This window comes from Halomonas sp. LS-001, from assembly GCF_052983955.1.
This window is the reverse complement of sequence record NZ_CM129816.1, coordinates 2462923-2485832: the sequence shown is the minus strand read 5'-3', so window position 1 is coordinate 2485832 and position 22910 is coordinate 2462923. Positions and strand designations below refer to the sequence as shown.

The 22910-nt window shown below is 55.8% G+C and carries 21 protein-coding genes and 1 tRNA gene; 15 read left to right on the top strand and 7 right to left on the bottom strand.

The genetic code is table 11. The features are described from left to right. Nucleotides 1-38: 38 nt before the first annotated feature. From ACU6TU_RS11290 to ACU6TU_RS11280, 3 genes are all read right to left on the bottom strand, one after another. On the bottom strand, nt 39-272 hold the full coding sequence (locus tag ACU6TU_RS11290) for a PA3496 family putative envelope integrity protein (RefSeq protein ID WP_447141508.1): 234 nt from the start codon (nt 270-272) through the stop codon (nt 39-41). A gap of 198 nt (nt 273-470) precedes the next feature. Next, nucleotides 471-911, bottom strand: a complete 441-nt coding sequence (locus tag ACU6TU_RS11285; RefSeq protein WP_447141507.1) for a PAS domain S-box protein — start codon at nt 909-911, stop codon at nt 471-473. Nucleotides 912-1221: 310 nt separating this feature from the next. After that, complete coding sequence (locus tag ACU6TU_RS11280) at nt 1222-2535, bottom strand: MFS transporter (RefSeq protein WP_447141506.1); 1314 nt, start codon at nt 2533-2535, stop codon at nt 1222-1224. Nucleotides 2536-2684: 149 nt separating this feature from the next. On the opposite strand from ACU6TU_RS11280, the gene ACU6TU_RS11275 reads away from it, so the two are divergent. Beyond that, a complete protein-coding gene (locus ACU6TU_RS11275) occupies nt 2685-3560 on the top strand; it encodes a DMT family transporter (protein WP_447141505.1) in 876 nt (291 codons plus the stop codon). 14 nt (nt 3561-3574) lie between these two features. Here the strand turns inward: ACU6TU_RS11275 and ACU6TU_RS11270 are convergent, their stop codons facing one another. Beyond that, entirely contained in the window at nt 3575-4213 is a 639-nt protein-coding gene (locus tag ACU6TU_RS11270; RefSeq protein ID WP_447144237.1) for an arylesterase, read from the bottom strand. A gap of 160 nt (nt 4214-4373) precedes the next feature. Here ACU6TU_RS11270 and ACU6TU_RS11265 point away from each other — a divergent pair, with 160 nt between their 5' ends. The 7 genes from ACU6TU_RS11265 (at nt 4374) to ACU6TU_RS11235 (ending at nt 14086) form a co-directional block, all read left to right on the top strand. Next, nucleotides 4374-5156, top strand: coding sequence for an ABC transporter ATP-binding protein (locus ACU6TU_RS11265; protein ID WP_447141504.1), 783 nt, complete (start codon nt 4374-4376; stop codon nt 5154-5156). Continuing rightward, nucleotides 5153-7723: an ABC transporter permease gene (locus ACU6TU_RS11260; RefSeq protein ID WP_447141503.1), complete on the top strand. Its 2571-nt coding sequence runs from the start codon at nt 5153-5155 to the stop codon at nt 7721-7723. Before ACU6TU_RS11265 ends, ACU6TU_RS11260 begins: the two co-directional genes overlap by 4 nt. Before the next feature lie 105 nt (nt 7724-7828). Further along, nucleotides 7829-9307, top strand: coding sequence for a polyphosphate kinase (locus ACU6TU_RS11255; protein ID WP_447141502.1), 1479 nt, complete (start codon nt 7829-7831; stop codon nt 9305-9307). Between the two features lie 113 nt (nt 9308-9420). Next, nucleotides 9421-10686, top strand: coding sequence for a serine hydroxymethyltransferase (gene glyA, locus ACU6TU_RS11250; protein ID WP_447141501.1), 1266 nt, complete (start codon nt 9421-9423; stop codon nt 10684-10686). A gap of 178 nt (nt 10687-10864) precedes the next feature. Continuing rightward, nucleotides 10865-12883, top strand: a complete 2019-nt coding sequence (locus tag ACU6TU_RS11245; protein ID WP_447144236.1) for a sensor domain-containing diguanylate cyclase — start codon at nt 10865-10867, stop codon at nt 12881-12883. 102 nt (nt 12884-12985) lie between these two features. Then, nucleotides 12986-13933: an AEC family transporter gene (locus tag ACU6TU_RS11240; RefSeq protein WP_447141500.1), complete on the top strand. Its 948-nt coding sequence runs from the start codon at nt 12986-12988 to the stop codon at nt 13931-13933. Nucleotides 13934-14009: 76 nt separating this feature from the next. Beyond that, nucleotides 14010-14086: transfer RNA gene (locus tag ACU6TU_RS11235), tRNA-Arg, on the top strand. A 110-nt stretch (nt 14087-14196) separates the two neighbouring features. Here the strand turns inward: ACU6TU_RS11235 and ACU6TU_RS11230 are convergent. Both ACU6TU_RS11230 and ACU6TU_RS11225 read right to left on the bottom strand, forming a co-directional pair. Next, a complete protein-coding gene (locus tag ACU6TU_RS11230; RefSeq protein ID WP_447141499.1) occupies nt 14197-14562 on the bottom strand; it encodes a hypothetical protein in 366 nt (121 codons plus the stop codon). Nucleotides 14563-14864: 302 nt separating this feature from the next. Next, nucleotides 14865-16049 carry a thiolase family protein gene (locus ACU6TU_RS11225; RefSeq protein ID WP_447141498.1) on the bottom strand — a complete coding sequence of 395 codons (1185 nt, stop codon included), beginning with the start codon at nt 16047-16049 and terminating at the stop codon, nt 14865-14867. A 388-nt stretch (nt 16050-16437) separates the two neighbouring features. Here ACU6TU_RS11225 and ACU6TU_RS11220 point away from each other — a divergent pair, with 388 nt between their 5' ends. The 6 genes from ACU6TU_RS11220 (at nt 16438) to ACU6TU_RS11195 (ending at nt 21480) form a co-directional block, all read left to right on the top strand. Then, a complete protein-coding gene (locus ACU6TU_RS11220) occupies nt 16438-16815 on the top strand; it encodes a cupin domain-containing protein (protein WP_447141497.1) in 378 nt (125 codons plus the stop codon). Nucleotides 16816-16953: 138 nt separating this feature from the next. Beyond that, complete coding sequence (locus ACU6TU_RS11215) at nt 16954-17289, top strand: rhodanese-like domain-containing protein (RefSeq protein ID WP_447141496.1); 336 nt, start codon at nt 16954-16956, stop codon at nt 17287-17289. A gap of 46 nt (nt 17290-17335) precedes the next feature. Continuing rightward, the gene (locus tag ACU6TU_RS11210) at nt 17336-18076 is read left to right on the top strand and encodes a sulfite exporter TauE/SafE family protein (RefSeq protein ID WP_447141495.1); all 741 of its coding nucleotides are present in this window, start codon (nt 17336-17338) and stop codon (nt 18074-18076) included. 389 nt (nt 18077-18465) lie between these two features. Next, nucleotides 18466-19239 carry a hypothetical protein gene (locus tag ACU6TU_RS11205; protein ID WP_447141494.1) on the top strand — a complete coding sequence of 258 codons (774 nt, stop codon included), beginning with the start codon at nt 18466-18468 and terminating at the stop codon, nt 19237-19239. A gap of 170 nt (nt 19240-19409) precedes the next feature. Continuing rightward, nucleotides 19410-21032 (top strand): BCCT family transporter, encoded by a 1623-nt coding sequence (locus ACU6TU_RS11200; protein ID WP_447141493.1) that lies wholly within the window; start codon nt 19410-19412, stop codon nt 21030-21032. Next, nucleotides 21004-21480: a universal stress protein gene (locus ACU6TU_RS11195; RefSeq protein ID WP_447141492.1), complete on the top strand. Its 477-nt coding sequence runs from the start codon at nt 21004-21006 to the stop codon at nt 21478-21480. The genes ACU6TU_RS11200 and ACU6TU_RS11195 overlap by 29 nt, the downstream gene beginning before the upstream one ends. A 143-nt stretch (nt 21481-21623) precedes the next feature. On the opposite strand, the gene ACU6TU_RS11190 is transcribed toward ACU6TU_RS11195, so the two are convergent. Further along, a complete protein-coding gene (locus ACU6TU_RS11190; protein ID WP_447144235.1) occupies nt 21624-22097 on the bottom strand; it encodes an ArsC/Spx/MgsR family protein in 474 nt (157 codons plus the stop codon). A gap of 200 nt (nt 22098-22297) precedes the next feature. On the opposite strand from ACU6TU_RS11190, the gene ACU6TU_RS11185 reads away from it, so the two are divergent. Then, nucleotides 22298-22723: an arsenate reductase ArsC gene (locus ACU6TU_RS11185; RefSeq protein ID WP_447141491.1), complete on the top strand. Its 426-nt coding sequence runs from the start codon at nt 22298-22300 to the stop codon at nt 22721-22723. Nucleotides 22724-22910: the final 187 nt, after the last annotated feature.

Sequence of the window (22910 nt, the reverse complement as noted above, 5' to 3'; positions counted from 1 at the left end):
TATCCTATCACAAGCGCTCGACGTAAGACGGCAATGGCCTAATCTTCGTCAGTATCCCAGCCATCATCAAGCGCCTTGCGTAAGCGGCGTTCTTCCAGGAGAGCCTCAACGCGGCGGCGTGCGCGCAGGGTGTCGTTTTTATTGGAACGACTTCGACTGTAATGCTCGTCATTGACGGCATCAACAGGGTCCAGGTCGTCAGTCTCAAGAAAGTCTGATGCGTTATCAGACGGGAACTGGCTGGTATCACGATTCAGGGGGTCACGGCGCATATCAAGGCCCTCCAACCCAAGCCGGTAAACCGGCAGCTTAAGGCTTCACCATGGTGAAGGTTTTCGCAATAAAGTGACCGCAGTAATACGGTTCTTATCGCCTTTATCGCTGTATAGCCTTGACCGGGTTGGAGATCAAGTGGCTGAGCCGTTTTTTATGATAATTAATACAACCAGACGCCCGTCAGGCGTAGCGGTTTACTGAAGCGTATCTTCCTTCTGTTGCTTCAATGCCTCAAGCGCCTGCTGGGCTTCGACGCGTTCTGTGACGTCTTTCTGAACACCAATGTAATACATCAGTTTATCGTCTTCGTCATAAACCGGTGTGATGGACAGCTCATTCCAGAAAGCACTGCCATCCTTTCGGTAGTTGCGTAGCACTTCACGGGAAGGGCGGCCTTCCTTGAGTGCCAGACGAATGGCCTGAAGCGCATCCTGATCCCGGTCATCGTTCTGCAGGAAGCGACAATCGCGATACAGGATTTCGTCCGCGCTATAGCCGGTCAGTCGCTCAAAGCCCTTGTTGACGTAAATCAGTATGTTTTCATCGCCTTCCTGCTCGGCAACGACAATACCGTCTTCGGACGCGTCGACAATGCGTTCAAGTAATTCCGGGCTGATCAAGGGTGATCGTTTCATTAAAAGGTTCCTGTTGCAGCTCCAGTTATTGCCGATAACCATAGAGTGTAAAGTGAGTGAGCCATGGTCAATCGGTACATCTTTGAGTGCTTTATCATTTGTTTAACAATCTTCTGGAACAGAATAGCAAATGTCGCGTTGCCTAGCTTGCTATCAGACTCATATTGTCGAGCTATTCAAAGCATTGCAACACTACCAACCGCTGTTGGCCGTGTTTAATTCAAGCCGCCAGTGAAATCTGGGCTTTTGAAACACGCTTTTTTTAAAACATGTTTTTTAAACACGATCTCCTGACGGTTCCGTACGCCGACTATTCGACTTCAGGTAGCTGCCGGGCGCTGAGCATGGCGCCAAAGGCCGTGACAGCCAGCACGACCAGCAGCGCCGGGCTACCCAGCCACTGGGCCAGACCGCCGAGAACGCCACCTACCACCAACATCAAAACGCCGGTCAGCGTGTTGGAAAGCGCCACATAAAGTGCGCGGTTATCCTGGTTTGCCATATCCATCAGATAGGTCTTACGGCCTAACCGCACGCCGTGGTGAACAATGACCAACAACCCGTAAATCAGCGCATAGGGCCAGATCGCTGTGCTCCAGGTGGCCGGTACCCAGGCAAGCAGGGCACCGAGCAGGCAACATACCAGGGTGCCAATCGCCGCATCACGCATCACCTGACGGCTGGAAGCATCCGCGCGCTTTCCCCACAGTGGGTCAGCAAGCATGCCCGCTATGCCTGATACAACAACCAGCAGCCCAAGACCACCCAGCTGAGTGCCGCTTTGCTGCTGGCCCAGCAGCGCCATATAAGGCAGAGCCAGAGCGCTTGAAAGCAAAAGCGCACGGGCAAGATTGAAGTGCAGAAAGGTACGGTCTTCCTTGAGCAGCGAAAACCCCAGCTTGATACTGTCCCAGGCGTTTTCTCCCCCTTTCACAGCGCCAGGGGTTTCCTTGATGCGCGCTGCGCAAAAGGCATTCAGCGCCCAGCCGATGGCTGCCGTGGCTAATAATATCGCCAGTGCCCACTGGCCAGGGCGATCATCAAACAGCATCAACACACCCCCTGCGAGCAGGGTGGCACCACCGGCCACGCTACCGCTCCAGCCCATCAGGGTGCCGCGGCGTTTCTTGGCTATGGTTTTGCCCATCACATCCTTGGTGGCAATTGAGGAAAGCCCCCGTGCCAGTGACAGGGCAACCAATACGATCAACACCAGACTGCCGCCCAGCGTCCCGCCGCTGGTCACAGCGAGCAGGGCAAGTGCTAACGCACACAACGCCTGAAGCAGCCCCCCGGCGACCCAGACCCACTTGCGCTGAGGTTTAAGACGGATGAAGCCTGCCACAAAAATCTGTGGTAATAGAGCGCCGGACTCACGAATCGGCACCAGTAACCCCACCATCCATACGGGCGCGCCGATAATCCCCATTAGCCACGGCAGCACCAGCCGGGCGCTGGATAGTTCGTCCGCCAGTTTGTTGCCAAATGATGCCCATAGGTGGCGCATGAAGTTGCGCGGTTGCTCCTGGCAGGCACTTTCCGGGATGTCATCGCACAGGCGGCTGTCTTCATCACCTGTAAGCCATTCATAGAGCTTGGTCTGGGAAATGTCGGGTCCTGCCATTAAGCCTCCGCGGCTGTTATGTTATAGGCCGTCATCGGACAAACGGTTCGATGAAATGGCAAGTCAGCGAATGAATACGCCTTGCCAGCGTAGCAAGATTTTACATTTCAAGGGAGCATCAGGATGCCATCTTTCGTAAGTGGTGGATCATGACACAAGATAAACAGGCAATGTTGTATGGGTTGGGTGCCGTCATGCTGTGGTCAACAGTGGCCACTGCCTTCAAGGTGGCACTGGAATGGATGACGCCTCTGGAGCTGATGTGGATTGCAGCCCTGGTGTCCTGGTTGCTGATGGGTGTATTGGTGGTCATGCGTGGCCATGGCCGGCAGGCGCTGGCGCGAGGCTGGCGCACGGCGGCCTGGGCAGGAATGATGAACCCGGTGGCATATTATCTCGTGCTGTTTGCCGCCTACGACCGCCTGCCCGGTCAGGAAGCCATGGCGCTGAATTATACCTGGGCGCTGGCCATGGCATTGCTGGCCGTGCCGATACTGGGGCAGCGGCTGACACGCACGGATATCATCGCGGGCCTGGTGGCTTACGCGGGCGTCTGGGTTATTGCCACCCGTGGGCAGGTGTTTAATGTGCAGTTTGCCGACTCGTTAGGGGTGCTGCTGGCCCTGGCGTCGACGCTGCTGTGGGCGCTTTACTGGTTGCTCAACGCCCGTGATTCGCGTGAGCCGCTGGTAGGGCAATGGCAGAACTTTACCGTTGGCTTGCCTGTGCTGACGGGGCTTCTGATCGTTGGTCCGGGCTTTACCTGGCATGGCTGGCCTGCTTTGGGTGCCGGGGTATATGTGGGCCTGTTTGAAATGGGTATTGCGTTTATTCTGTGGCAACTGGCGGTGCATAAAGTCTCGCGCACCGCCAAGGTGTCTAACCTGATCTTTCTGTCACCGCCCATATCGCTGCTGTTGCTGTTCTGGGTTGTTGGCGAGCCTATCCTGCCTTCCACCCTGGTGGGGCTGGTATTCATTCTGGCAGGGTTAGGGCTTCAGCAGCGTCAGAAAGCCGCTGCCTGAATACTGAGAATTGCTCAGTTGGCCGTTTGCTGAGCAAGCTGGCGCTCTAACCTGGGGGCCAGCACAGGCCAGACGTTTTCGACAATCAGGGGCTGCGCTTTCTCATTCGGATGAATGTCATCGCTTTGCATCAGGTTGTCATTCAGGGCGATACCTTCCAGCAGGAAAGGCAGGAAAGGCACATCGTAGTGATCCGCAAGCCGGGTATAAACCTTCTTGAAGGCATCGCGATAGGCCTGGCCGTAGTTAGGCGGAATATCAATCCCCAACAGTATGACCTCAGCGTTGATGGCAAGGCCCTGCTCAATCATATCGGCGAGGTTGTCATGCATCTGGGTGGGGGAAAGGCCGCGTAAACCGTCGTTGCCACCAAGTTCGAGAAGAACCATGTCAGGCTCATGCTGTCTCAACAGTTCGGGAAAACGTTGGGCACCGCCGCTGGTGGTTTCACCACTGACGCTGGCATTGATAACCTCGACGTCATTCCCCAGACGCTCTGCCAGCAGGGCGACCCAGCCCTGATCCTGCTCCATATTGTAGGCGGCACTCAGGCTGTCACCCATCACCATAAGCTGCAGGCGTTCATCGGCATGGGCCGTGTTTGGCGAAAGCAGACTGAACGTGACCACCAATGCCATCATCACACACGCCATCGAAGCGCTCTGCACGGAAGACGTTCGCCAGGCGTGATAGATTGTTTTCCCCTTGCGATGAGGATTCAATGGGTGGCAATACTCAACGACACTGCGCAAGCAGGCACGAATCCCGCCAGTGCCAGTTAAATAGTGACTACTTAAAGAGGTACTACGCTTCATGTCCGACTCCTCTGATTCATCATCCCGTGTTACATCTCAACCATTGACCACCTCAGGCGCACAAGGTGCAGAAAATACCGTGCTGCAAGCCAAATCACTGTGTAAGTCCGTGACCAGTGGTGAACGCACGCTGACGATATTACAGGACCTTTCGTTGGACGTCGTGGCGGGGGAAAGTGTCGCCATCCTGGGGAAAAGCGGGGCAGGAAAATCCACGCTGCTGGGCTTATTGGCCGGGCTTGATATCCCAAGCGAAGGGGAGTTGGTCATGTTCGGTCATTCCCTTGGCCGCCTGGATGAAGATGGACGAGCCGGGTTGCGGGCCGGGCGGGTCGGCTTTGTGTTCCAGAACTTTCAGTTACTGCCGACATTAAGCGCTTTGGAAAACGTACTGTTACCGCTTGAACTGTCGCCGCGCGCCGGCGAAGCATCCACTGCCCAGCATTGGCTTGGACGGGTGGGACTCGGGGAGCGCACGGAGCATTTGCCCAAGCAGCTTTCCGGGGGAGAGCAGCAACGGGTCGCCATAGCCCGTGCGTTCGTGACCGACCCCGAGCTTGTGCTTGCCGATGAGCCCACCGGTAACCTTGACCCGGAGACAGGTGGGGAAGTGATTGATTTGCTGTTTTCACTGAACCGCGAAGCCGGTACCACCCTGATTCTGGTGACCCACGACCACGCGCTGGCGCGCCGCTGTAGCCGCTGTCTGCGCCTGGAAAACGGGTGCCTCACGGCATTTCAGCCAGAAGATGCCAATGCCCCCGCCGAGGAGCGTGCATGAACCCCAATAACGTTCGTCTTGCCGGGCGAAGTCTGCGGCGAGATCTGCGCGCCGCGGACGTGCGTGCCCTGTTTGCCGCCCTGGTGCTGGCCGTGGCGGCTTCCACCATGATTGCCTTTTTTATCGATCGTCTGGAACGGGGCCTGGAGCGCCAAGCCAGCCAGTTACTGGGTGGTGATCTGGTCATCGAACAACGTGACCCGTTTTCGCCAGAGGTACGCGATGCCCTGACGCAGGCAGGGTTTGAATTGAGCGATCAGGTGGACCTTGTCTCGATGATTCGTCAGGGCGAGCGCTTTCAACCCGCCAGCCTCAAGGCGGTGGATGATGCGTACCCGCATTACGGGACCTCGCATGTCGACCGGGGAAACGGGGTCGAAATGCTGGCCTTTGGGCCGCCGCCCGGTGAGGCCTGGGCGGATCCACGCCTGGTCAACCTGATTGATCTCTCACTCGGTGACGAGGTGCAGGTGGGGGAAACCTCACTGGTCGTCAGTGGTTTTATTGAACGTGAAGCCGATCAGTCCGCTGGGTTTGGAGGTTTTAACCCACGCCTGATGGTACACGTGGATGACCTTGACGCCACCGGCCTGATTCAGGATGGCTCACGGGTAGAGTTTGAAATTCTGGCGGCAGGCCCACCCGAGGCGTTGGACGCGGTTCAGCCGCTGCTCAATGAGTTACGTCTCGCGGGCGTTGAAGTGCGTGACATCCGTGATGATCGCCCGCAGCTGGGCAATGCCCTGGAGCGGGCAGAAAGCTACCTGGGCATTGCCGGGCTTGCCGCTGTGCTGTTGGCGGGTGTGGCGGTGGCCATGTCGACCCGACGTTATGTGGAACGTCACCTGGACACTGCCGCGCTGTTGCGCTGCTTTGGTGCCAGCCAACATCAACTGGTGGTGATTTTTTCGTTACAGCTGATTGGGCTGGCGCTGGTGGCCTCAATTCTTGGCGCAATATTGGGGTTGATCGGCCAGGCTATTTTGCTGGCATTGTTAGCCAGTTTTCTGCCCATGACGTTACCAGCGCCTGGGTTTATGCCGCTGTTGCTGGGCGTTTTTACCGCGATTGCGGTGTTGGTGGGGTTTGCCGGGCCAACGCTGTTACGCATTCAGCGGGTGAGTGCTCTGAAAGTGTTGCGCCGGGAGCTGGACCCGCTACCGCCATCCGCCTGGCTGGTTGTGATATTTGCGGCACTGGTCTTTGGAGGCCTGCTGTGGCTTTACTCTGGCAGTGCGGTGCTGGCGCTTGCGTTACTGGCCGGTGGTGGCGTACTGCTGGCCGGGCTTTGGGGGCTGGGTAACTTACTGCTCAGCGGTGTGCTGCTGCTTGTCCAGCGCTTCAAAGGGCATAGCGAGTGGCACCAGGCACTCCGCCTGGGCGGCCGCCAGTTGGCGCGGCGGCGTCAGGCCGGGCTTGGCCAGCTGCTGGCCTTTTCGGTCACGTTTTTCGCCATGGCCATGATGGTGCTGGTACGCGGCGACCTGTTAACCACCTGGCAGGCGCAGCTTCCCGAGAACACCCCCAATTACTTTGCGATTAATATTCAGCCGCCTGAGCGGGATCCTTTTGAGGACGCGATTGCCCCTCATGTGGCCGAGCAAAGCACCTTGTACCCGATGGTGCGTGGACGGATGACGCAGATTAACGGCATGGCGGCGCAGGAAGCCGTTAATCCCGAAGCGCGTGGCGACAACGCCCTGCGCCGTGAGTTGAACCTGACCTGGCAGGCCGAGATCCCGGAAGGCAACGAATTGGTGGCGGGCGAATGGTTTGATGACTATACGGCGGAAGCGCCATCCAACTCCGGCTGGATGGCAGAAGTGGACGCTGTTCCAGCGCCGCGCGCCGCGCCTATTTCCATGGAAGATGGCTTGGCAGAAAGGCTGGGATTAAACCTGGGTGATGAAATCGTTTTTAGTGTGGGAAGCAATGATATTGTGACCCGCTTAACCAGCCTGCGAAGCCTGAACTGGGACAGCTTCAAGCCGAATTTCTACGTGATATTCCCGCCGGGTGTGCTGGAATCCTACGGGCATAGTTTTATTACCGCGTTTTATCTGCCGGAGGATGAGCAGAACCTGATGCGCGAGCTGGTCGAGCGCTTCCCAGGCGTGACGCTACTCAATGTGGATGCCATTCTCGGCCAGGTGAGGGATGTGCTGACCCAGGTCACGCGTGCCATTGAAATGATTCTTATACTGGTTTTGCTGGCCGGGGTTAGCGTGCTGTATGCCGCCCTGACCGCGAGCCGCCCGGTGCGGGCGCACGAAAGTGGGTTGCTGCGCGTGTTCGGCGCTGGCAACCGGATGATTTCGCGTATTCAGGGGGCCGAGTATGCACTGCTGGGGTTCGCCAGTGGCCTGATGGGGGCCGCCCTGGCAGAAATTGCCACGGCGCTGCTTTACGCCTACTTGCTGGATCTGCCTCCCCGCCCGCATTTCATGCTTTGGCTGCTGCTACCTCTGGGAGGTGCATTGCTGATTGGCTTGATTGGCCACTGGCTGTCGCGAGGGCTGCGTCGTCAGGCCCCCGCTGCAAGCCTTGGGTTACTGGGCGAAGCATGAGCAGGCCTCCCTTCCATACCGTTGGAAGGGAGGCAAGCCAAGGGCCTCGTACCGCCTGGCCAACCAGCTAGATTGCTAAAAACAGCGTATCAAATAAGGATGACAATGACGGGTCGTGAAGAGAAAACGCGTCGTTACGCGCTATTACAAGCCCAACTGGAGATGGCGCAGCGTCAGGATAAAGCCGTCATGCTGGTCGTGGCAGGTCATGCCGCAACCCATAAAAGCGTGCTGGTGAACCAGCTCAATCACTGGCTGGAAAACCGCCAGACCGAAGTTCACGCCCTGGCACCCAGTGAGGAAGACCGTTTGAGACCTTACTGGTGGCGTTACTGGCGGCGTGTGCCCGCGCGTGGCCGCGTCGGAATATTTGTTCACGGCTGGTACGGGGATGTGCTGTTTGCCCGTGTTGAACAGCGCATTCAGGCAGGCGCCTTTGCCGACCGGCTTGATCAGATCAATGACTTTGAAGCCACGCTTGCCCATGAAAATGTCGTGATGGTGAAGGTCTGGCTGGATATCGACGAAACCCGGCAAGCCGAACGTCTGCATAACCTGCAGGCCGACCCTGCTCGCGCTTGGCAGATCAATGAAAGCCACTGGCAGCGCCATGCCCAGTACGCCGCCATTCAACATCACGCCAAACGCCTGCGTGAGGCAACGCATACGCCTTACGCGCCCTGGCACTGCATTGCCAGTGAAAGTGCGGAGCAGCAGCTGGGTGAGATTACGCAGTTATTACAGGCGGCACTGACACAACCGCCATCAAGGCCTTCGCCGCCGGCCTCTGCATTGCCTGGCGGGCTGCCTGAAAAAACGGATTCTCCCCGGCGGGAACTGACCTCGCCAAAATCCCCAGAGGGTGAATGTAACGACCTGAAAACCAACAGCGACGGTAAAATAGCCAAAAAAGTCTACCGTCAGCGGCTGGCTGAATTGCAGGCACGGCTTGCCTATAACCATCGGCGCTGCCTTCAGCGCGGCATCCCGGTGGTGTTAGCGTTTGAAGGGCACGATGCCGCTGGCAAAGGGGGCAGTATTCACCGCGTGACCACCGCACTGGATGCGCGCTACTACCGCGTTTACAGCGTGGCAGCACCAAGTGATGAAGAGCGCCTTGAACCCTGGCTGTGGCGATTCTGGCGTCGTTTGCCGCGGGATGGTCGTGTGGCGATTTTTGACCGAACCTGGTACGGACGTGTCCTCGTCGAAAGGGTGGAAGGGCTCGCCGGGGAAAAAGCTTGGCAGCGCGGCTTTACCGAAATCCGTCACTTTGAAGCCCAGTTATTGGCCCATGGCGCCGTGGTTGGCAAATTCTTTCTGGCCATCAGCAAGGAAGAACAGCTCAAGCGCTTCAACGCACGGGCAAATACACCCCACAAACAGCACAAGCTGACCGACGAGGACTGGCGTAACCGCAAGCGCTGGGATGACTATCAGCTAGCACTGTACGATATGCTGGCCTATACCCACTGCCATGGCGCTCCCTGGCATCTGGTTCAAACCGACGATAAACGCCTGGCGCGGCTGACGGTGTTAAGCCAACTCAATCAGCTGCTGGAGAACCGGTTAGGCAGCCCATGAAAAGCGTTCATACAGCACGTGACCAACAAGCAATGAAACTCGTGTCAAGCTGCGTTATGATAACGGCCTAGTTATTTCTTTCAGATTGCCTTTCGCTACGAGGTTTACCGCCGATGTTCAGCCGCGACATGAGAATTTCCGGATTCGATGATGTGCTATTTGATGCCATGCAGAAGGAAGTGGAGCGCCAGGAAGCCCACATCGAACTGATCGCGTCCGAAAACTACGCCAGCCCCCGTGTGCTTGAAGCTCAGGGTAGCCAGCTGACCAACAAATATGCCGAAGGGTATCCGGGCAAGCGCTACTACGGTGGCTGCGAGTTTGTTGATATTGCTGAAAATCTGGCGATTGAATACGCCAAGGAACTGTTCGGTGCTACCTACGTCAATGTGCAGCCGCACTCCGGCTCCCAGGCGAACAGCGCCGTTTTCCAGGCGCTGGTCAAACCCGGTGATACCATTCTGGGCATGAGCCTGGATGCGGGTGGTCACCTGACGCACGGCGCCAAGCCGAACTTTTCCGGTAAGCACTACAATGCCATCCAGTACGGGCTGAACGACCAGGAGCTGATTGATTACGATCAGGTGGCGGCGCTGGCGCGTGAACATCAGCCGAAAATGATCATCGCCGGTTTCTCAGCGTATTCGCAGATTATTGATTGGGCCAGGTTCCGTGAGATCGCCGACGAAGTGGGCGCCTACCTGCTGGTGGATATGGCTCACGTATCCGGCCTCGTGGCGGCAGGGGTTTACCCAAGCCCGCTGCCGCATGCCCACGTGGTGACGTCAACGACCCACAAAACCTTACGCGGCCCGCGTAGTGGCGTGATTCTTTCCGCCGAAGGTGATGCCGAGATCGAGAAGAAGCTGCAGTCGGCTGTCTTCCCGGGTGGCCAGGGTGGCCCGCTGATGCACGTGATCGCCGCGAAAGCGATCTGTTTCAAGGAAGCCATGCAGCCGGAATTCAAGGCCTATCAGGAACAGGTCGTGAAAAACGCTCAGGTCATGGCCGGTGTGTTCATGGATCGCGGCTTTGATATCGTCTCTGGCGGCACCGAAGATCACCTCTTCCTGCTGTCGTTGATCAAGCAGGGCGTGACCGGTAAAGACGCAGACGCCGCGCTGGGCCGTGCGCATATCACCGTGAACAAGAACGCCGTGCCTAACGACCCGCAAAGCCCGTTTGTCACCTCCGGCCTGCGCATTGGTACGCCTGCCGTGACCACCCGTGGTTTCGGTGAAGATCAGTGCCGCCACCTGGCGGGATGGATCTGCGATATCCTTGATGTGCTGGCGCGTGGCGAAGACACCAGCGAGATTGAAGAGGCTGTCAAAAACAAGGTGGAACAGGTGTGTTCACGTTTCCCTGTCTACCAGTAAGCGCACGTCATGATGTTGGCGGGTATTTTCGCTGACTTTTAACATTAAGGGTGCCTTCTGGCACCCTTAATGCATTTAGAACCGGTGAACAGGCGTTGATTGCCAATCGTTTTCTTTAGCGTAGAATTATAATTTTACATTTTACTGTCATGAACGCTGTTTCATGGCGTTAGAAGGAATGCACGTGGCACCAATGAGCTGGAAAACCTTGCGTTGGGTGCGCACCTTACGTGGCCAACTGGTTCTCGGCCTTGCCCTTACATGGTTAGTTATTATTACGCTGGTACTGGCAATGGCCTGGTACTTTGGGGAATCCATGCTCCAGCAGGGCAACATGGCGAACCTGCGTTATGATGCCGATATGCTGGCAGATGAAGTGTCTCAGCAGATGCGCTCGCGCATGGATGCCCTTGAACGGGTTGCCGATACACTGAAAGGTGAGGATGACACCGCAAGGGTAAGAGGCATACTGGCTCATAATGACTCCTTGCTGGAATGGTTTGAAGGGTTGGTTGTTGCCGACGCTGACGGCGTGATTGTTGCCGACTGGCCAGCGCTGGACAATCGCATCGGTCTCAAAAGCGGCAACTCAGAATTCTTTCGTATGCTGGAAGGCACGCGCCAGACTTATGTGAGTGAGCCTTTTATTGGCCCAGTCAGCCAGTACCCCATGGTGTTAGTAAGCGTGCCCCGGTTTGGAGAGGAGGGCGAATTTGCCGGTTATATCGGCGGCATTGTCAGCCTGAAAACTAGCGGGCTGTTTTCCCGGCTGGCGCGTATGCAGCCAAGTGAAGGCAGTTACGTTGTGATCATGACGGCATCGGGAAAAATTCTCTATCACCCCGATCGCGAGAAAATCATGAGTGACGTGCCGTCTCCCGCTGATTACCCCTGGCTGAACCAGGCGCTGGATGGCTGGCAGGGGCAGGTCAAAGGCCCCTTGATGAGCGGGCAGTATGGCCTGCAGTCCTACGCTCAGGTATGGCCGGCCGGCTGGATTGTCGGGCGTTTCCTCACCATGGAAGAAGCTCGAATTCCACTCGCCGGTTATATCAAAACGCTATGGTGGGCCTGGCTGCTACTGGTCCTGCTAATGCTGCCCTTGCTATGGTGGATTCTTGGTCGAACGTTACGTCCCCTGCGTCAGCTGGAAAGGCAGATTGGTGAAGTTGGGCTGGGGCAGCGCCGAAATGTCTTGCTATCGACCACCATGCGCGAGCTCAAGGATGTGTCTTCGACCTTCAATCGGGTAGAGAGAGAGCGTCAGGTACTGCTGACCAGCCTTCAGGAGCGGGAAGCCTTTCTGGATTCTATCTTCAACGCCACGCCCCAGGGCATGTTTGTGGCCAACTTTGATGGCGAAATCACCTACATGAACCCTGCGCTTCTGGATATGCTGGGCATTTCCTCCACTCTCCCCATGGCGAGCTGGGTGCAGCAGCTACATCCGGATGACCGTACCGGTGCAGTGGATATGTGGCAGCATAGCCTGAAAACACACACGGATTTTGTCCGCCAGCTGCGCTTTATTCGTGCTGATAACGAAACCCTCTGGCTGGATATTCATGCGCGGGTGGTGATGGTTTCCCAGGCGGACCATTCGTTGGGCATGGTCGGCATGGTCAAGGATATTACCGAACGCCGTGAGAAGGAGGCCCTGCAGCGTTGGGAAGCTGAGCACGACCCGCTTACCGGCCTTCTGAACCGCCGTGGCTTTGAGCGCCGTCTGGATGAAGCGTTTGCCGAATTTCAGAAAACCAGCACTCCCTCAGCGCTATTGCTGTTTGATCTTGACCACTTCAAACCGATCAATGATGAAGGCGGCCACGCGCTGGGGGATGAAATGCTGCGGCGGATTGCCCAGGTGGTTGCCTGGGAAGTGCGCCGCAGTGACCACGTAGCGCGCCAGGGTGGGGATGAGTTTGGCGTGCTACTGCCCAGCTGTACGCTCAACCAGGCTAAAACCATCGCGGAATCGTTACGCAAAGCCGTTAGCGAAATTTCCGTGACCCATGAGGAGAAGGAATACAACGTCACCTTAAGTATCGGCGTGACGTCTTTTGATGAAAACGATCACGGTATTAGCGATGCCATGGCCCGAGCGGATGCCGCCAGCTATGAAGCCAAGGGAAGAGGACGCAATGCCCTGGTGGTCAATATTGCCAGTACAACGGATACCGAAACGTTGTTTGAATGAATCACGCAGGCTGCTTTTAAGCTTCGGGATTGACCGCCAAATGTTTATTATAAGCGTGCTAATTATTTGGGAAAAATACGCGATTAATCGAGGATCTCGCCTGTGGGTCTGTTGGAACTGTTTGCACGGACGTTGGATGTCACCTTGCCCGTGTTTGCCATGGTATTCCTTGGGGTAGCCCTCAAACGGCTTGGCTGGATTGATTCCGCCTTTGTCTCTACCGCATCAGCACTGGTGTTCAAGGCTACCTTACCCACGCTGATTTTCATGAGCCTGATACACGCCGACCTTGACGTCGCGCTTAACCTGAAGCTCATGGTGTTTTTTGCCCTCGCCACCTTAGGGCAGCTCCTGTTCAGCTGGTTCTGGGCGACACAGCGGGTGCCGTATGAAGATCGCGGCGTCTATATTCAGGGAGCCTTTCGCGGCAACTGCGGCGTTGTCGGGCTGGCGCTGGCCGCCGCCATGTACGGCAGCTACGGTCTCTCTGCCGGGGGAGTGCTGCTTGGTGTGGTCATACTGACCTACAACATTCTTTCCGTGATTGTGCTCAATGCCTTTCATCCCGGAAAGCGCACCGACTGGCGCAGTTTATTGATCAATATTGCCAAAAACCCGCTGATCATCTCCGTTGTAGTGGCCGTGCCCTTTGCCGCGTTTTCCATCCCTTTACCCGGCTGGGTGATCACCTCGGGGGATTACTTTGCCTCCTTAACGCTGCCGCTGGCGCTGATCTGCATCGGGGCCACGCTCTCGGTCAGCTCGCTGCGTAAAGGTCACCAGGTAGCCCTCGGCTCCAGCCTGCTGAAAATGGTGGTTTTGCCATGCCTTTCCACCCTGGTGGCCTGGTGGGTGGGGTTTTCCGGGCGTGAACTGGGCCTGCTGTTTCTGTTCTTCGCAAGCCCGACCGCCGCCGCCAGTTTCGTCATGGTCAAGGCACTGGGTGGCAACACCGCGCTGGCCGCCAACATCATCGCCCTTACCACGCTGATGGCCAGCCTCACGGTGACGGTGGGTGTCTTCGTGCTGCAGTTACTCGGCTGGATTTAACCCGCTGATCGCAAGGGCTTTTTGCATCCGGCGGTTGGCGCTGCCGCCGTCAGCCGTTATACTGTCGCCTCTTTATGTCCCTGTAGCTCAGCAGGATAGAGCAGCCGCCTCCTAAGCGGCAGGTCGCAGGTTCGAATCCTGCCAGGGACGCCAGTTAAATCAGTAGGTTGCTACTATCCTATCTCTTTGAAACCCCCGTTTTTACCCTTGGTTCCCCTAGTGGTTCCTCTGGATTTGCAAGCACTGGAAAGACTTGCTGGCATTTAGTCAGGCATCTTTTCTCGGCGCATCAGCCACCCATGATGATGGATCTCCTGACACCATACGAAGCTACTTGACTCAAAAGTGTTATAGTTAGTAGACCCTTGGTTGATAGTTGATAGTTGATGGTTGTTAGAATGGTGCTTTTGCTCAAGGTTACTGCCTTGATGCCAGTCGTATGCATGTTGGCCTGCCCGACAGACGATCTGGAGCACCATCTCGACCAGTGAGGAAAACAAAATCTTGCGCGTATATTGCTTCTCGCATGTCGATTCGAACCAGCGGTCGAGCCGCTCGGTGTTGAGCAGGCGTTCAAGCAGAACACGCACTATCACGCTCGTAGGCGCGTGCTCGGGAAAGCGTTGCAAGACACCGTCCAAAATCAGTTCATTAGCACGACCACTGTGTATACACCGCAGACAAAAATTACCTTTCTTTAGTCTTGATCGCCAGTATGAAGTTGATCTTCTGTTTGCCTTTAGGCAGAGGCTTATGGAAGCAAGTCCGGCTAACCAGGGAGAGCGGGCTGTATTGCAGCTACGTTGGTAACAGGTCGCCAGGACTCACTGCCAAATGCTTCCTCAATTTGGCGCTCTAAAAGGTCAGGATTAGATCTCCTCATGATGCACATGCCAGGCGAACTGGATGCAGGGGGCGTCTACCGCCATGGTTACAGGGTTTCCAGTGCCAGGGCGATGCCCTGCCCGCCGCCGATGCACAGGGTCACGATGCCGCGACGCTCGCCGTTGCGCTGCATGGCATGCAGCAGGCGAGTGGTTAGCACTGCTCCGCTAGCGCCGATGGGGTGGCCGTGGGCGATGGCGCCGCCTTCCATGTTGACGATGTCTTCCGGTAGCCCCAGCTCGCGCTGACAGGCCAGGGCGATGGCGGCGAAAGCCTCGTTGATCTCGACCCGGTCGAGATCACCCACCGACCAACCGGCCCGCTCAAGCGCCTGTTTGACGGCAGGTACCGGGCCGATGCCGAAGTAATCCGGCTCGACGGCGCCGACGCCGAAGGACACCAGTCGAGCCATGGGGGTAAGTCCCTGCTTTTCGGCCCAACCCTGCTCGGCAACGATCATCGCCGCCGCGCCGCTGTTGAGTCCCGGGGCATTGCCTGCGGTGATGGTGCCCTCCTTGCGGAAAGCGGGTTTCATCTTGCTGAGCGATTCAAGCGACGCATCGCTGCGGTTATGCTCGTCACGGGCGAAGGTCGTGGTGCCCTTGCGGCTGGTGAGTTCCACGCCGGCGATCTCGGCATCGAAGTGGCCAGCCTCCTGAGCCCTGGAGAAGCGCTGCTGGGAGCGCAGCGCCCACTTATCCTGATCTTCTCGAGAGATGTCATAGCGGCTCACCAGATCCTCAGTATGCCAGCCGGAGTGCTTGTTGCTGAAGGCATCGTTGAGGCCGTCGAGCAACATGGTGTCGAACATGGTCACATCGCCCATACGTGCGCCCCAGCGACCTTGGGGCAGCACATAGGGCGCGCGGTCCATGTTCTCCATGCCGCCGGCGATGGTGCAGTCGGCCATACCGCTCCAGATCTCCATGGCGGCGCTCGCTACTGCCTGGGCCCCAGAGCCACAGACGCGGTTGACGGTAAGCGCAGGCACGTCTACCGGCAGGCCGCCGCCAATACCGGCCTGGCGGCTCGAGTTCATGCGACAGCCCGCTTGGATGACATGCCCCATGATCAGTGACTGTACCTTGTCGGCGGCCAAGCCGGATCGAGACAGGGTTTCCTGAATGACCCGCGCACCCAGATCCGTGGCAGGGGTGTCCTTGAGGCTACCGTTATAAGTGCCGATGGCGGTGCGAACGGGATGGCAGATAACGACGCTACGTGATGACATGATAAGTTCCTCGTATCAATAAAGGGATGGTTCCGAAGGTTCGCCTTTTGGTATAGCACACCAATCGCATTGTTACCGTGACATGCATCAAGCCCAGCGGAAAAGGGTGATTCAACGTGCGGCGCCTTCGGACGCGGTGGTGAGCAAGATGGCTGGAATGGGCCGGCCCGACGGTCAAGCTCAGGGCGATCACTTTAAAAGTGCTGGTTTTTCAGATGCCGCTTGTCAGATCAGAAGTATCTTTTTGACTGTGAATTCGTCTTCTTTACAGTAGCAAATTCATTATTCCAATAACTTCCATGTTTAGTGTTTTAGCTATTATATAGATGGGATAAAAGTCTGAAGATCAGTGCTTTTATCTGCAAGAAATCTAATTTCGGAGATGAGCATGAAAGAAATCGACAAAACCACACTACCTATCGTGCAAATGGCAAAAGACAATGACGAGTTTCGTCAGGTGCTCTGGACGGGAGACAACACACAGTTGGTGTTAATGGCGATTCCGGAAGGCGGTGAAATCGGTGGCGAAGTTCACGAAGGCCACGATCAATTACTCTATTTTGTTGAAGGGAGTGGCGAAGCCAAAATTGGCGATACTACCGTGGCTGTAGAGCCGGGTGATGTCAGTATCGTGCCCTCTGGCGCTTTCCATAATTTCCGCAATACCGGAACCGCAATGCTTAAACTTTACACCACATACTGCCCGCCAGAGCATGCTCCTGGTACCGAGCACGAGACCAAAAAGCAGGCAGATGCTGACGAATAAACGAGCGCGGGGCAGTAAGTCCCGCTTTTCGCACGAACCATCAACTTTAAAACGATTAGCGTATGAGGCTTTGTAAACGTGGATAGCATCCAATTTTCCGATTATTTACGCCGTTTCGATTATCAGGAACGCTTGGATATGAAGATTCAGATTCCTGAACTGCTGGAGCTGTATGCCGACAACAAGGCACAAATCGTCGACATTCGCTTTACCGAGGAATACACCGCCTGGCGTATTGGTTTCGGCCAGCATATTCCATTGAATGAGTTGCCAGACCGCCTTGGTGAACTTGACCGGGATAAGACCATCGTCACGATGTGTCCGCATTATGACCGAGCCGAGATAGCCCGGCTGTACCTCACCCTGGAAGGTTTCAATGCGCGATACCTGACCAGCGGTATGTTGGGCGTTGCCGATGCACTGCGTGGCGATAAGGCACGCGACTACATGGCGCGTTTAAACGATCAGCAGTAATGAACCAACATCGGCCAGCTGGTCGGCATAGAGTTCCGAGATCTTTATGACGGTATTCGACTACGGCATTTATTTTGTTGTGACGTTCATCGTCTCAACAGTATTTGCGTCAGGCGGCGTGGGTTCCGCAGTAGCACTGGTGCCCATATTTTCGATGATGGGATTACCGTTGAATCTGGCCAAAACCATCGGCCTGTTCGTTAATTCAGCCTCTACGATTGCTGCCTCGACCATCAATGTACGCAGAGGGTTAGTTGATTTCCGCTTTGCTTTACCTTTGGTGGTTTCGGTGTTGGTGGCAACGCCCATTGGTGCGTGGCTCAGCCAGTACGTTTCCGAGGTGCTCGTCCAGTGGGTGCTAACGGCCTTTTTGATGGTCAGTTCCGGATTGCTGATTTTCTCCCGACGGGAAGCCAAGGCTGCCTACGACCGCGCCTGGGTGATGTTGGTGCTCGGTGGTGCGGTTGGCCTGGTATCCGGGTTGGTTGGTGTGGGTGGTGGCACACCTATTCTTGCCGTGTTGCTGTTGCTGGGCTTCGACACGAAAAAAGCCGCTTATGCTGTCAGCTTTGTTATACCTTTTTCAACGCTGGGCGGGTTTTTCACCTATCTCAGCTTTGTTGAGATGGACTGGCCTTTATTAGCCATTGTGGCCGTGGCAGCTATTTTTGGCGGTTTCCTGGGGCAGCGGGTTATGCAGCTACACATGAATGCTGCTCAGGTCAAAAAACTCATTGCCATCATTTTGTTGATCCTTTCCGGGAAAATGCTCTGGACACTGCTGTGAAAAAGCTTGCCCGATTAGCGATAGATAGATGCCAGGGAAGACAATCAGCCATTTGAGTCTCTGATGTTCACCATCAGCATCCATGAAACCAGAAATGTTAATAGAATGAATTGCGAGGCTAACTGTGTACAGAGCACACAAGGAGCATCATAAAAGTCAGAAGGTCGGTTGGCTGCGTGCAGCTGTAATGGGGGCCAATGATGGCGTTGTTTCTACTGCCGCATTGATTCTCGGCGGGCTGGCAGCCTACACAGGCGGTGCTAATGTCGTCAAAGGTACGTTGCGCGTTACATTTTGGGGTTCCATGGCGATGATAGTTACCACTGGAATAGGAAAGTTATTTTAAACAGAACCGGGTTTCTCGTAATTAAGTAGAGGATTAGTACTATATGAAATTAAAAGCAATCATTCTCGTCGCCAGCTTTGCATTGGCCATGATGTCGGGCACTGCCGTGGCTGAAGACACCGACATCACGGTTCGAGTCATGAGTAAAGATGCCAAATTCGTAGGCACCAGCATGGGGGGCGTTCGAGTAATTCTGCGCGACCAGGAGACGGGTGAGGTCCTGGCAGAAGGTGTCACCACTGGCGGCACCGGCGACACTGCAAAAATCATGCATAAAAATGGTGGTCGCCGCGCTGCCATGGCTGACGAATCGGCTGCATCCTTCAAAACCACACTGGATCTCGACCGCCCCCGGTTAATCGAAGCAGACGTCTATGGGCCGCTTGCCCAGCCACAAGCTGCACATGCTGCAAGTGCCACCCAATGGGTTATTCCCGGCGGCCACCTTTCGGTTGGAGATGGCTGGGTTATTGAATTGCCGGGCCTTGTGGTCAACGTATTGGAGCCGGCTGCTGCCCAGGGAGTATCAGCTTCGCAAGTCGACAGTGTTTCAGTGCGCGCCAATGTCATGATGATGTGCGGTTGCCCAATCACCTCAGGCGGACTTTGGGACGCCAACAAGTTTGAAGTTGGCATGACTATCTCCAAAAACGGTGAAAAAGTGGGCGAAGAAGCCATGTCTTATACTGGAAATAGCAGCATGTTTAGCGGTGAAATGCCCGTCACAGAGCCAGGTGTATACGAAATAATCGTTCATGCTTACGATCCCAGGAATGGTAATACCGGTATCGACAAAACGACCGTTGTTATTGACTAAGAAGCAATGAAAGGGAGACAGCAGAGTATCGATATGACAACAACGATTCGCCTATGGGATCTACCTACGCGCTTGTTTCACTGGCTACTGGCTGATGCTGGGGCTAGCTTTACTGCTTAATTTTACTGCTTTTAGTACTAATTCTGATGAATAGAAATAGAGGGCTCAGCATGCTTGAACGGCTGCAACAACGACTGGGGCTACAGACGATACCCGGTATATTCTTTACCTCGGCCGCCGTTGCCATCGTGTTTGTCGCGCTGGCAGTACCGTTCGACGAGCAGGTTGCTGGCAGTTTCGGTGTGCTGACCGGCTGGGTCGCCCGAAATCTTGGTTGGTTCTATATTCTCTCGGTGTCTTCGCTGCTGATTTTTCTATTGGGCCTGGCGGTCAGTCGTTATGGCAGCATTCGTTTGGGTGGTGATGACAGCCGCCCAGATTACTCCAACCTTACCTGGTTCACCATGTTGTTTGCCGCTGGCATCGGCACTATTCTCATGTTCTGGGGGGTGGCCGAGCCGGTATCGCATTTTGCCAGCCCGCCCTTTGATGGCGTGGATTCCCGAAGCGAGCAGGCGGCCACCGATGCCATGACCATCAGCCTGTACCATTTTGGCCTGCACACCTGGACGATTTTTGCCATGCCGGGCCTGGCCATCGCTTATTTTGCCTACCGTCATAATCTGCCCATGCGCATCAGTAGCCTGTTTTATCCGGTGTTGGGTGACCGCGCTTTTGGTCCTCTGGGTTGGGCAATCGATGTTGTCGCCGTGCTGGGTACCTTGTTCGGCGTTGCTACGTCGCTGGGGCTGGGTACTTTGCAGCTCAACAGTGGTCTGAACTACCTGTTTGGCATACCCACAAATGGGTTTGTGCAGGTGGTGCTGATTATGGTGATTGCCAGTATCGCCGCCGTTTCGGTGGCGCTGGGGCTGGACAAAGGCGTGCGCCGACTGTCCCAGCTGAACATTATTCTGGCCATGTTATTGATTCTGTTTGTCGCCGTAGTCGGTCCCACTATTTTTATTGCTGAAGGCATGGTGCAAAGCGTCGGTGACTATTTTGACGCCTTGCCTTGGCTGGCATTCTGGACTGAAACCTTTAAGGAAACCGATTGGCAGCGCCAGTGGACCTTGTTCTACTGGGCCTGGACCATTTCCTGGGCGCCCTATGTGGGTATTTTCATCGCCCGTATTTCCCGGGGCCGCACTATCCGTGAATTTGTCGCCGGTGTGTTGTTTGCACCCACGGCGTTTACTCTGGTGTGGTTCGGGGTGTTCGGGCTGTCAGCCATTGAGGTTGAGTCCGTCGGCCAAATCGCGCTGGCCGAACAGGTCCAGCAGGATCCGTCGGTTGCTATCTTTGCTTTTCTGGAAGCCTTCCCGCTGGCGGAAGTTGCTTCGGCCTTAAGTGTGGTGATTATTGTGATTTTCTTCACCACCTCGTCAGACTCCGCTTCTCTGGTGATTGACATGCTCACTCGTCGGGAAGATCAGCCCTCGCTGGTGCGCCAACGCATTTTCTGGGCTGCGGCCCAAGGGGTGGTGGCGGCCACGCTGCTTTTGGCCGGTGGGCTGGAAGCGTTGCAGAATGTGATTACTTCGTTGGGCCTGCCATTCTGTCTGCTACTGTTGTTCATGGCCGTATCCCTGTTCCGGGCGCTGCGGGCCGACTACCGTGGCTATGATGTGACAGACCTGGTGAAAGGGCGAGCCTTCCCGGAAGTTGAAGCCACCGAGAGCGAACCGAAACAGGAGAACAACGATGTATCAAAAACTGCTGATCGCTATTGATCCGGATGATGATCACGAAGGTCGGCGAGCACTGAATGCTGGGCTTAGCCTCCTGAATGACGACGGTGAACTGCACTTGGCTAGCGTGTATAGCCCCGGCGGCGGTGGGTTCTTTCCGCATGTCACTGAAGAGGCGCCGGAAGAGAAAGAAGCTGAGGTGCGCAAAAAACTGGACCTTCTGGTGCGCAAATATTTGCCCATGAACAGGGAGGCCACCATTCATGTGGTGGCCGGTAGCATTAGCGAAAAGCTGGTGGGCTTGTCGGGCCAGCTGTGTGTGGACCTGATAGTGCTGGTGTCCCGGGGCAGCAACAGCCGGTGGAAGCTGCGCAAAGCGACGGTAGAGTACGTCTCAGTAAATGCACCGTGCCGAGTTCTGGTGCTGCCAGCGCTGGAAAAAGCCGAGGGTGAAGCTACCGACGATACCGAGGATAATGTCGGTGCTTAATCCAACAAGGATAGCTGGTCAGAATTCGCGGTAGCGAGTTCACTGGATTTGGTATATCAGGGACGATCCGGGCTTTTCATGCGTCGTTTTAACCGTGTTGTGCGCCAACATAAGAGTAGTAGCGTCATAATCCATGCCTCGGCCTATTGGGTCAGGCATAACCTTCCCCTGCATCCTTTCTCCACCTCGTTCGTCTTCATTGGTACTGATGACTTTAAAAGTGTTTCACCATCTTCCTTGACGAAGTGCGCTACTGGATGCTCAGGGAGATTCAGCACCGTCTCTGAGGGTCGGCATAGCCTGGTGCCCTTATGTGTCACCACAATCGGGCGGTTGATCAAAATTGGTTCCGCCATCATGGCATTGATCAGCTGCTCATCCGCCAAGGGGCCACACACCGCCGGATGCTCTGCGCAGCAGTCGTTCACCAGGAAGCGGATTGCCTCCTGCATGTGATTCAGATTCGCCCGATAGATGATCGAGCGCCCTTGGCGACGGGATACCACCAGACCTGCCCACGACAGTACCGACAGGTGCGCTGACATCGTGGCATGTGGCACCGCCAGCTGCCGTGCGATCTCACCGGCGGGGAACCCACTCGGTTCCTGTTGAACCAGCAGGCGAATGACATTTAGGCGTGTCCCTTGGGCCAGAGCGAAAAGCCCTCAATCATTTCTGATGTTTTCATGTTTCTAAAAACATGGAATTATTGTGAGCGCGTCAAGTCCCTTCCACAAGTAAAGGCGTTGAAAGTCCTGGAAGTATAAATATCTATCTTCGCATATATATGAAAAATCGTATTGATAAGGCCCAGCTGATGAGACAGCGACGTGTTCTATTCCTGTGTAATGCCAATTCCGCCAGGTCCCTAATGGGAGAAGCCCTGTTACGCCATTTGGCTGGCGACCGCTTCGAAGCAGTCAGCGCTGGCTCTGAACCCGATCAACCCCATGAGCTAACCTTGGCTACCTTGAGCAAGCAAAGCATCGACACTCAAGGGCTCGCCAGCAAGTCCCTGGACGACTTTGCCGGCGAGCATTTCGACACAGTGATCGTGCTCTGCGACAAGGCCTATCAGGCGTGCCGCGACTGGCAGGGCAGCAGCGATGAGTTTCTCTATTGGAATATCCGCGATCCGCGCCTGATCCAGCGGTGGGATGCTTACGAGCAGGCGTTGGCAGAGATCCGTCAACGGCTGATGCTGTGGCTGGAGATCCAGGGGCGCGACGACATGGAGCGCTGAAACTTGGTTCATTGAGACCTACAAGTAAATTCAAAGCGAGGTAACCATGATTTTGCGTATTGGTATCAACGGATTCGGGCGCATCGATCGGCTGACGCAGGGCAGCCTGTGGCCCCACATCGAATCGGGCGAGGTCGAGATCACGGCGTCGAGTGTGTGACCAAAGGCTTCACGGGTAAATAGCAAT

What these genes read in the sequence shown, in the direction of transcription:
- ACU6TU_RS11290 (WP_447141508.1), bottom strand. Translation starts at nt 272, where the DNA reads ATGCGCCGTGACCCCCTGAATCGTGATACCAGCCAGTTCCCGTCTGAT.
- ACU6TU_RS11285 (WP_447141507.1), bottom strand. Translation starts at nt 911, where the DNA reads ATGAAACGATCACCCTTGATCAGCCCGGAATTACTTGAACGCATTGTC.
- ACU6TU_RS11280 (WP_447141506.1), bottom strand. Translation starts at nt 2,535, where the DNA reads ATGGCAGGACCCGACATTTCCCAGACCAAGCTCTATGAATGGCTTACA.
- ACU6TU_RS11275 (WP_447141505.1), top strand. Translation starts at nt 2,685, where the DNA reads ATGACACAAGATAAACAGGCAATGTTGTATGGGTTGGGTGCCGTCATG.
- ACU6TU_RS11270 (WP_447144237.1), bottom strand. Translation starts at nt 4,213, where the DNA reads ATGGCGTGTGTGATGATGGCATTGGTGGTCACGTTCAGTCTGCTTTCG.
- ACU6TU_RS11265 (WP_447141504.1), top strand. Translation starts at nt 4,374, where the DNA reads ATGTCCGACTCCTCTGATTCATCATCCCGTGTTACATCTCAACCATTG.
- ACU6TU_RS11260 (WP_447141503.1), top strand. Translation starts at nt 5,153, where the DNA reads ATGAACCCCAATAACGTTCGTCTTGCCGGGCGAAGTCTGCGGCGAGAT.
- ACU6TU_RS11255 (WP_447141502.1), top strand. Translation starts at nt 7,829, where the DNA reads ATGACGGGTCGTGAAGAGAAAACGCGTCGTTACGCGCTATTACAAGCC.
- glyA (WP_447141501.1), top strand. Translation starts at nt 9,421, where the DNA reads ATGTTCAGCCGCGACATGAGAATTTCCGGATTCGATGATGTGCTATTT.
- ACU6TU_RS11245 (WP_447144236.1), top strand. Translation starts at nt 10,865, where the DNA reads ATGCACGTGGCACCAATGAGCTGGAAAACCTTGCGTTGGGTGCGCACC.
- ACU6TU_RS11225 (WP_447141498.1), bottom strand. Translation starts at nt 16,049, where the DNA reads ATGTCATCACGTAGCGTCGTTATCTGCCATCCCGTTCGCACCGCCATC.
- ACU6TU_RS11220 (WP_447141497.1), top strand. Translation starts at nt 16,438, where the DNA reads ATGAAAGAAATCGACAAAACCACACTACCTATCGTGCAAATGGCAAAA.
- ACU6TU_RS11215 (WP_447141496.1), top strand. Translation starts at nt 16,954, where the DNA reads ATGAAGATTCAGATTCCTGAACTGCTGGAGCTGTATGCCGACAACAAG.
- ACU6TU_RS11210 (WP_447141495.1), top strand. Translation starts at nt 17,336, where the DNA reads ATGACGGTATTCGACTACGGCATTTATTTTGTTGTGACGTTCATCGTC.
- ACU6TU_RS11205 (WP_447141494.1), top strand. Translation starts at nt 18,466, where the DNA reads ATGAAATTAAAAGCAATCATTCTCGTCGCCAGCTTTGCATTGGCCATG.
- ACU6TU_RS11200 (WP_447141493.1), top strand. Translation starts at nt 19,410, where the DNA reads ATGCTTGAACGGCTGCAACAACGACTGGGGCTACAGACGATACCCGGT.
- ACU6TU_RS11195 (WP_447141492.1), top strand. Translation starts at nt 21,004, where the DNA reads ATGTATCAAAAACTGCTGATCGCTATTGATCCGGATGATGATCACGAA.
- ACU6TU_RS11185 (WP_447141491.1), top strand. Translation starts at nt 22,298, where the DNA reads ATGAGACAGCGACGTGTTCTATTCCTGTGTAATGCCAATTCCGCCAGG.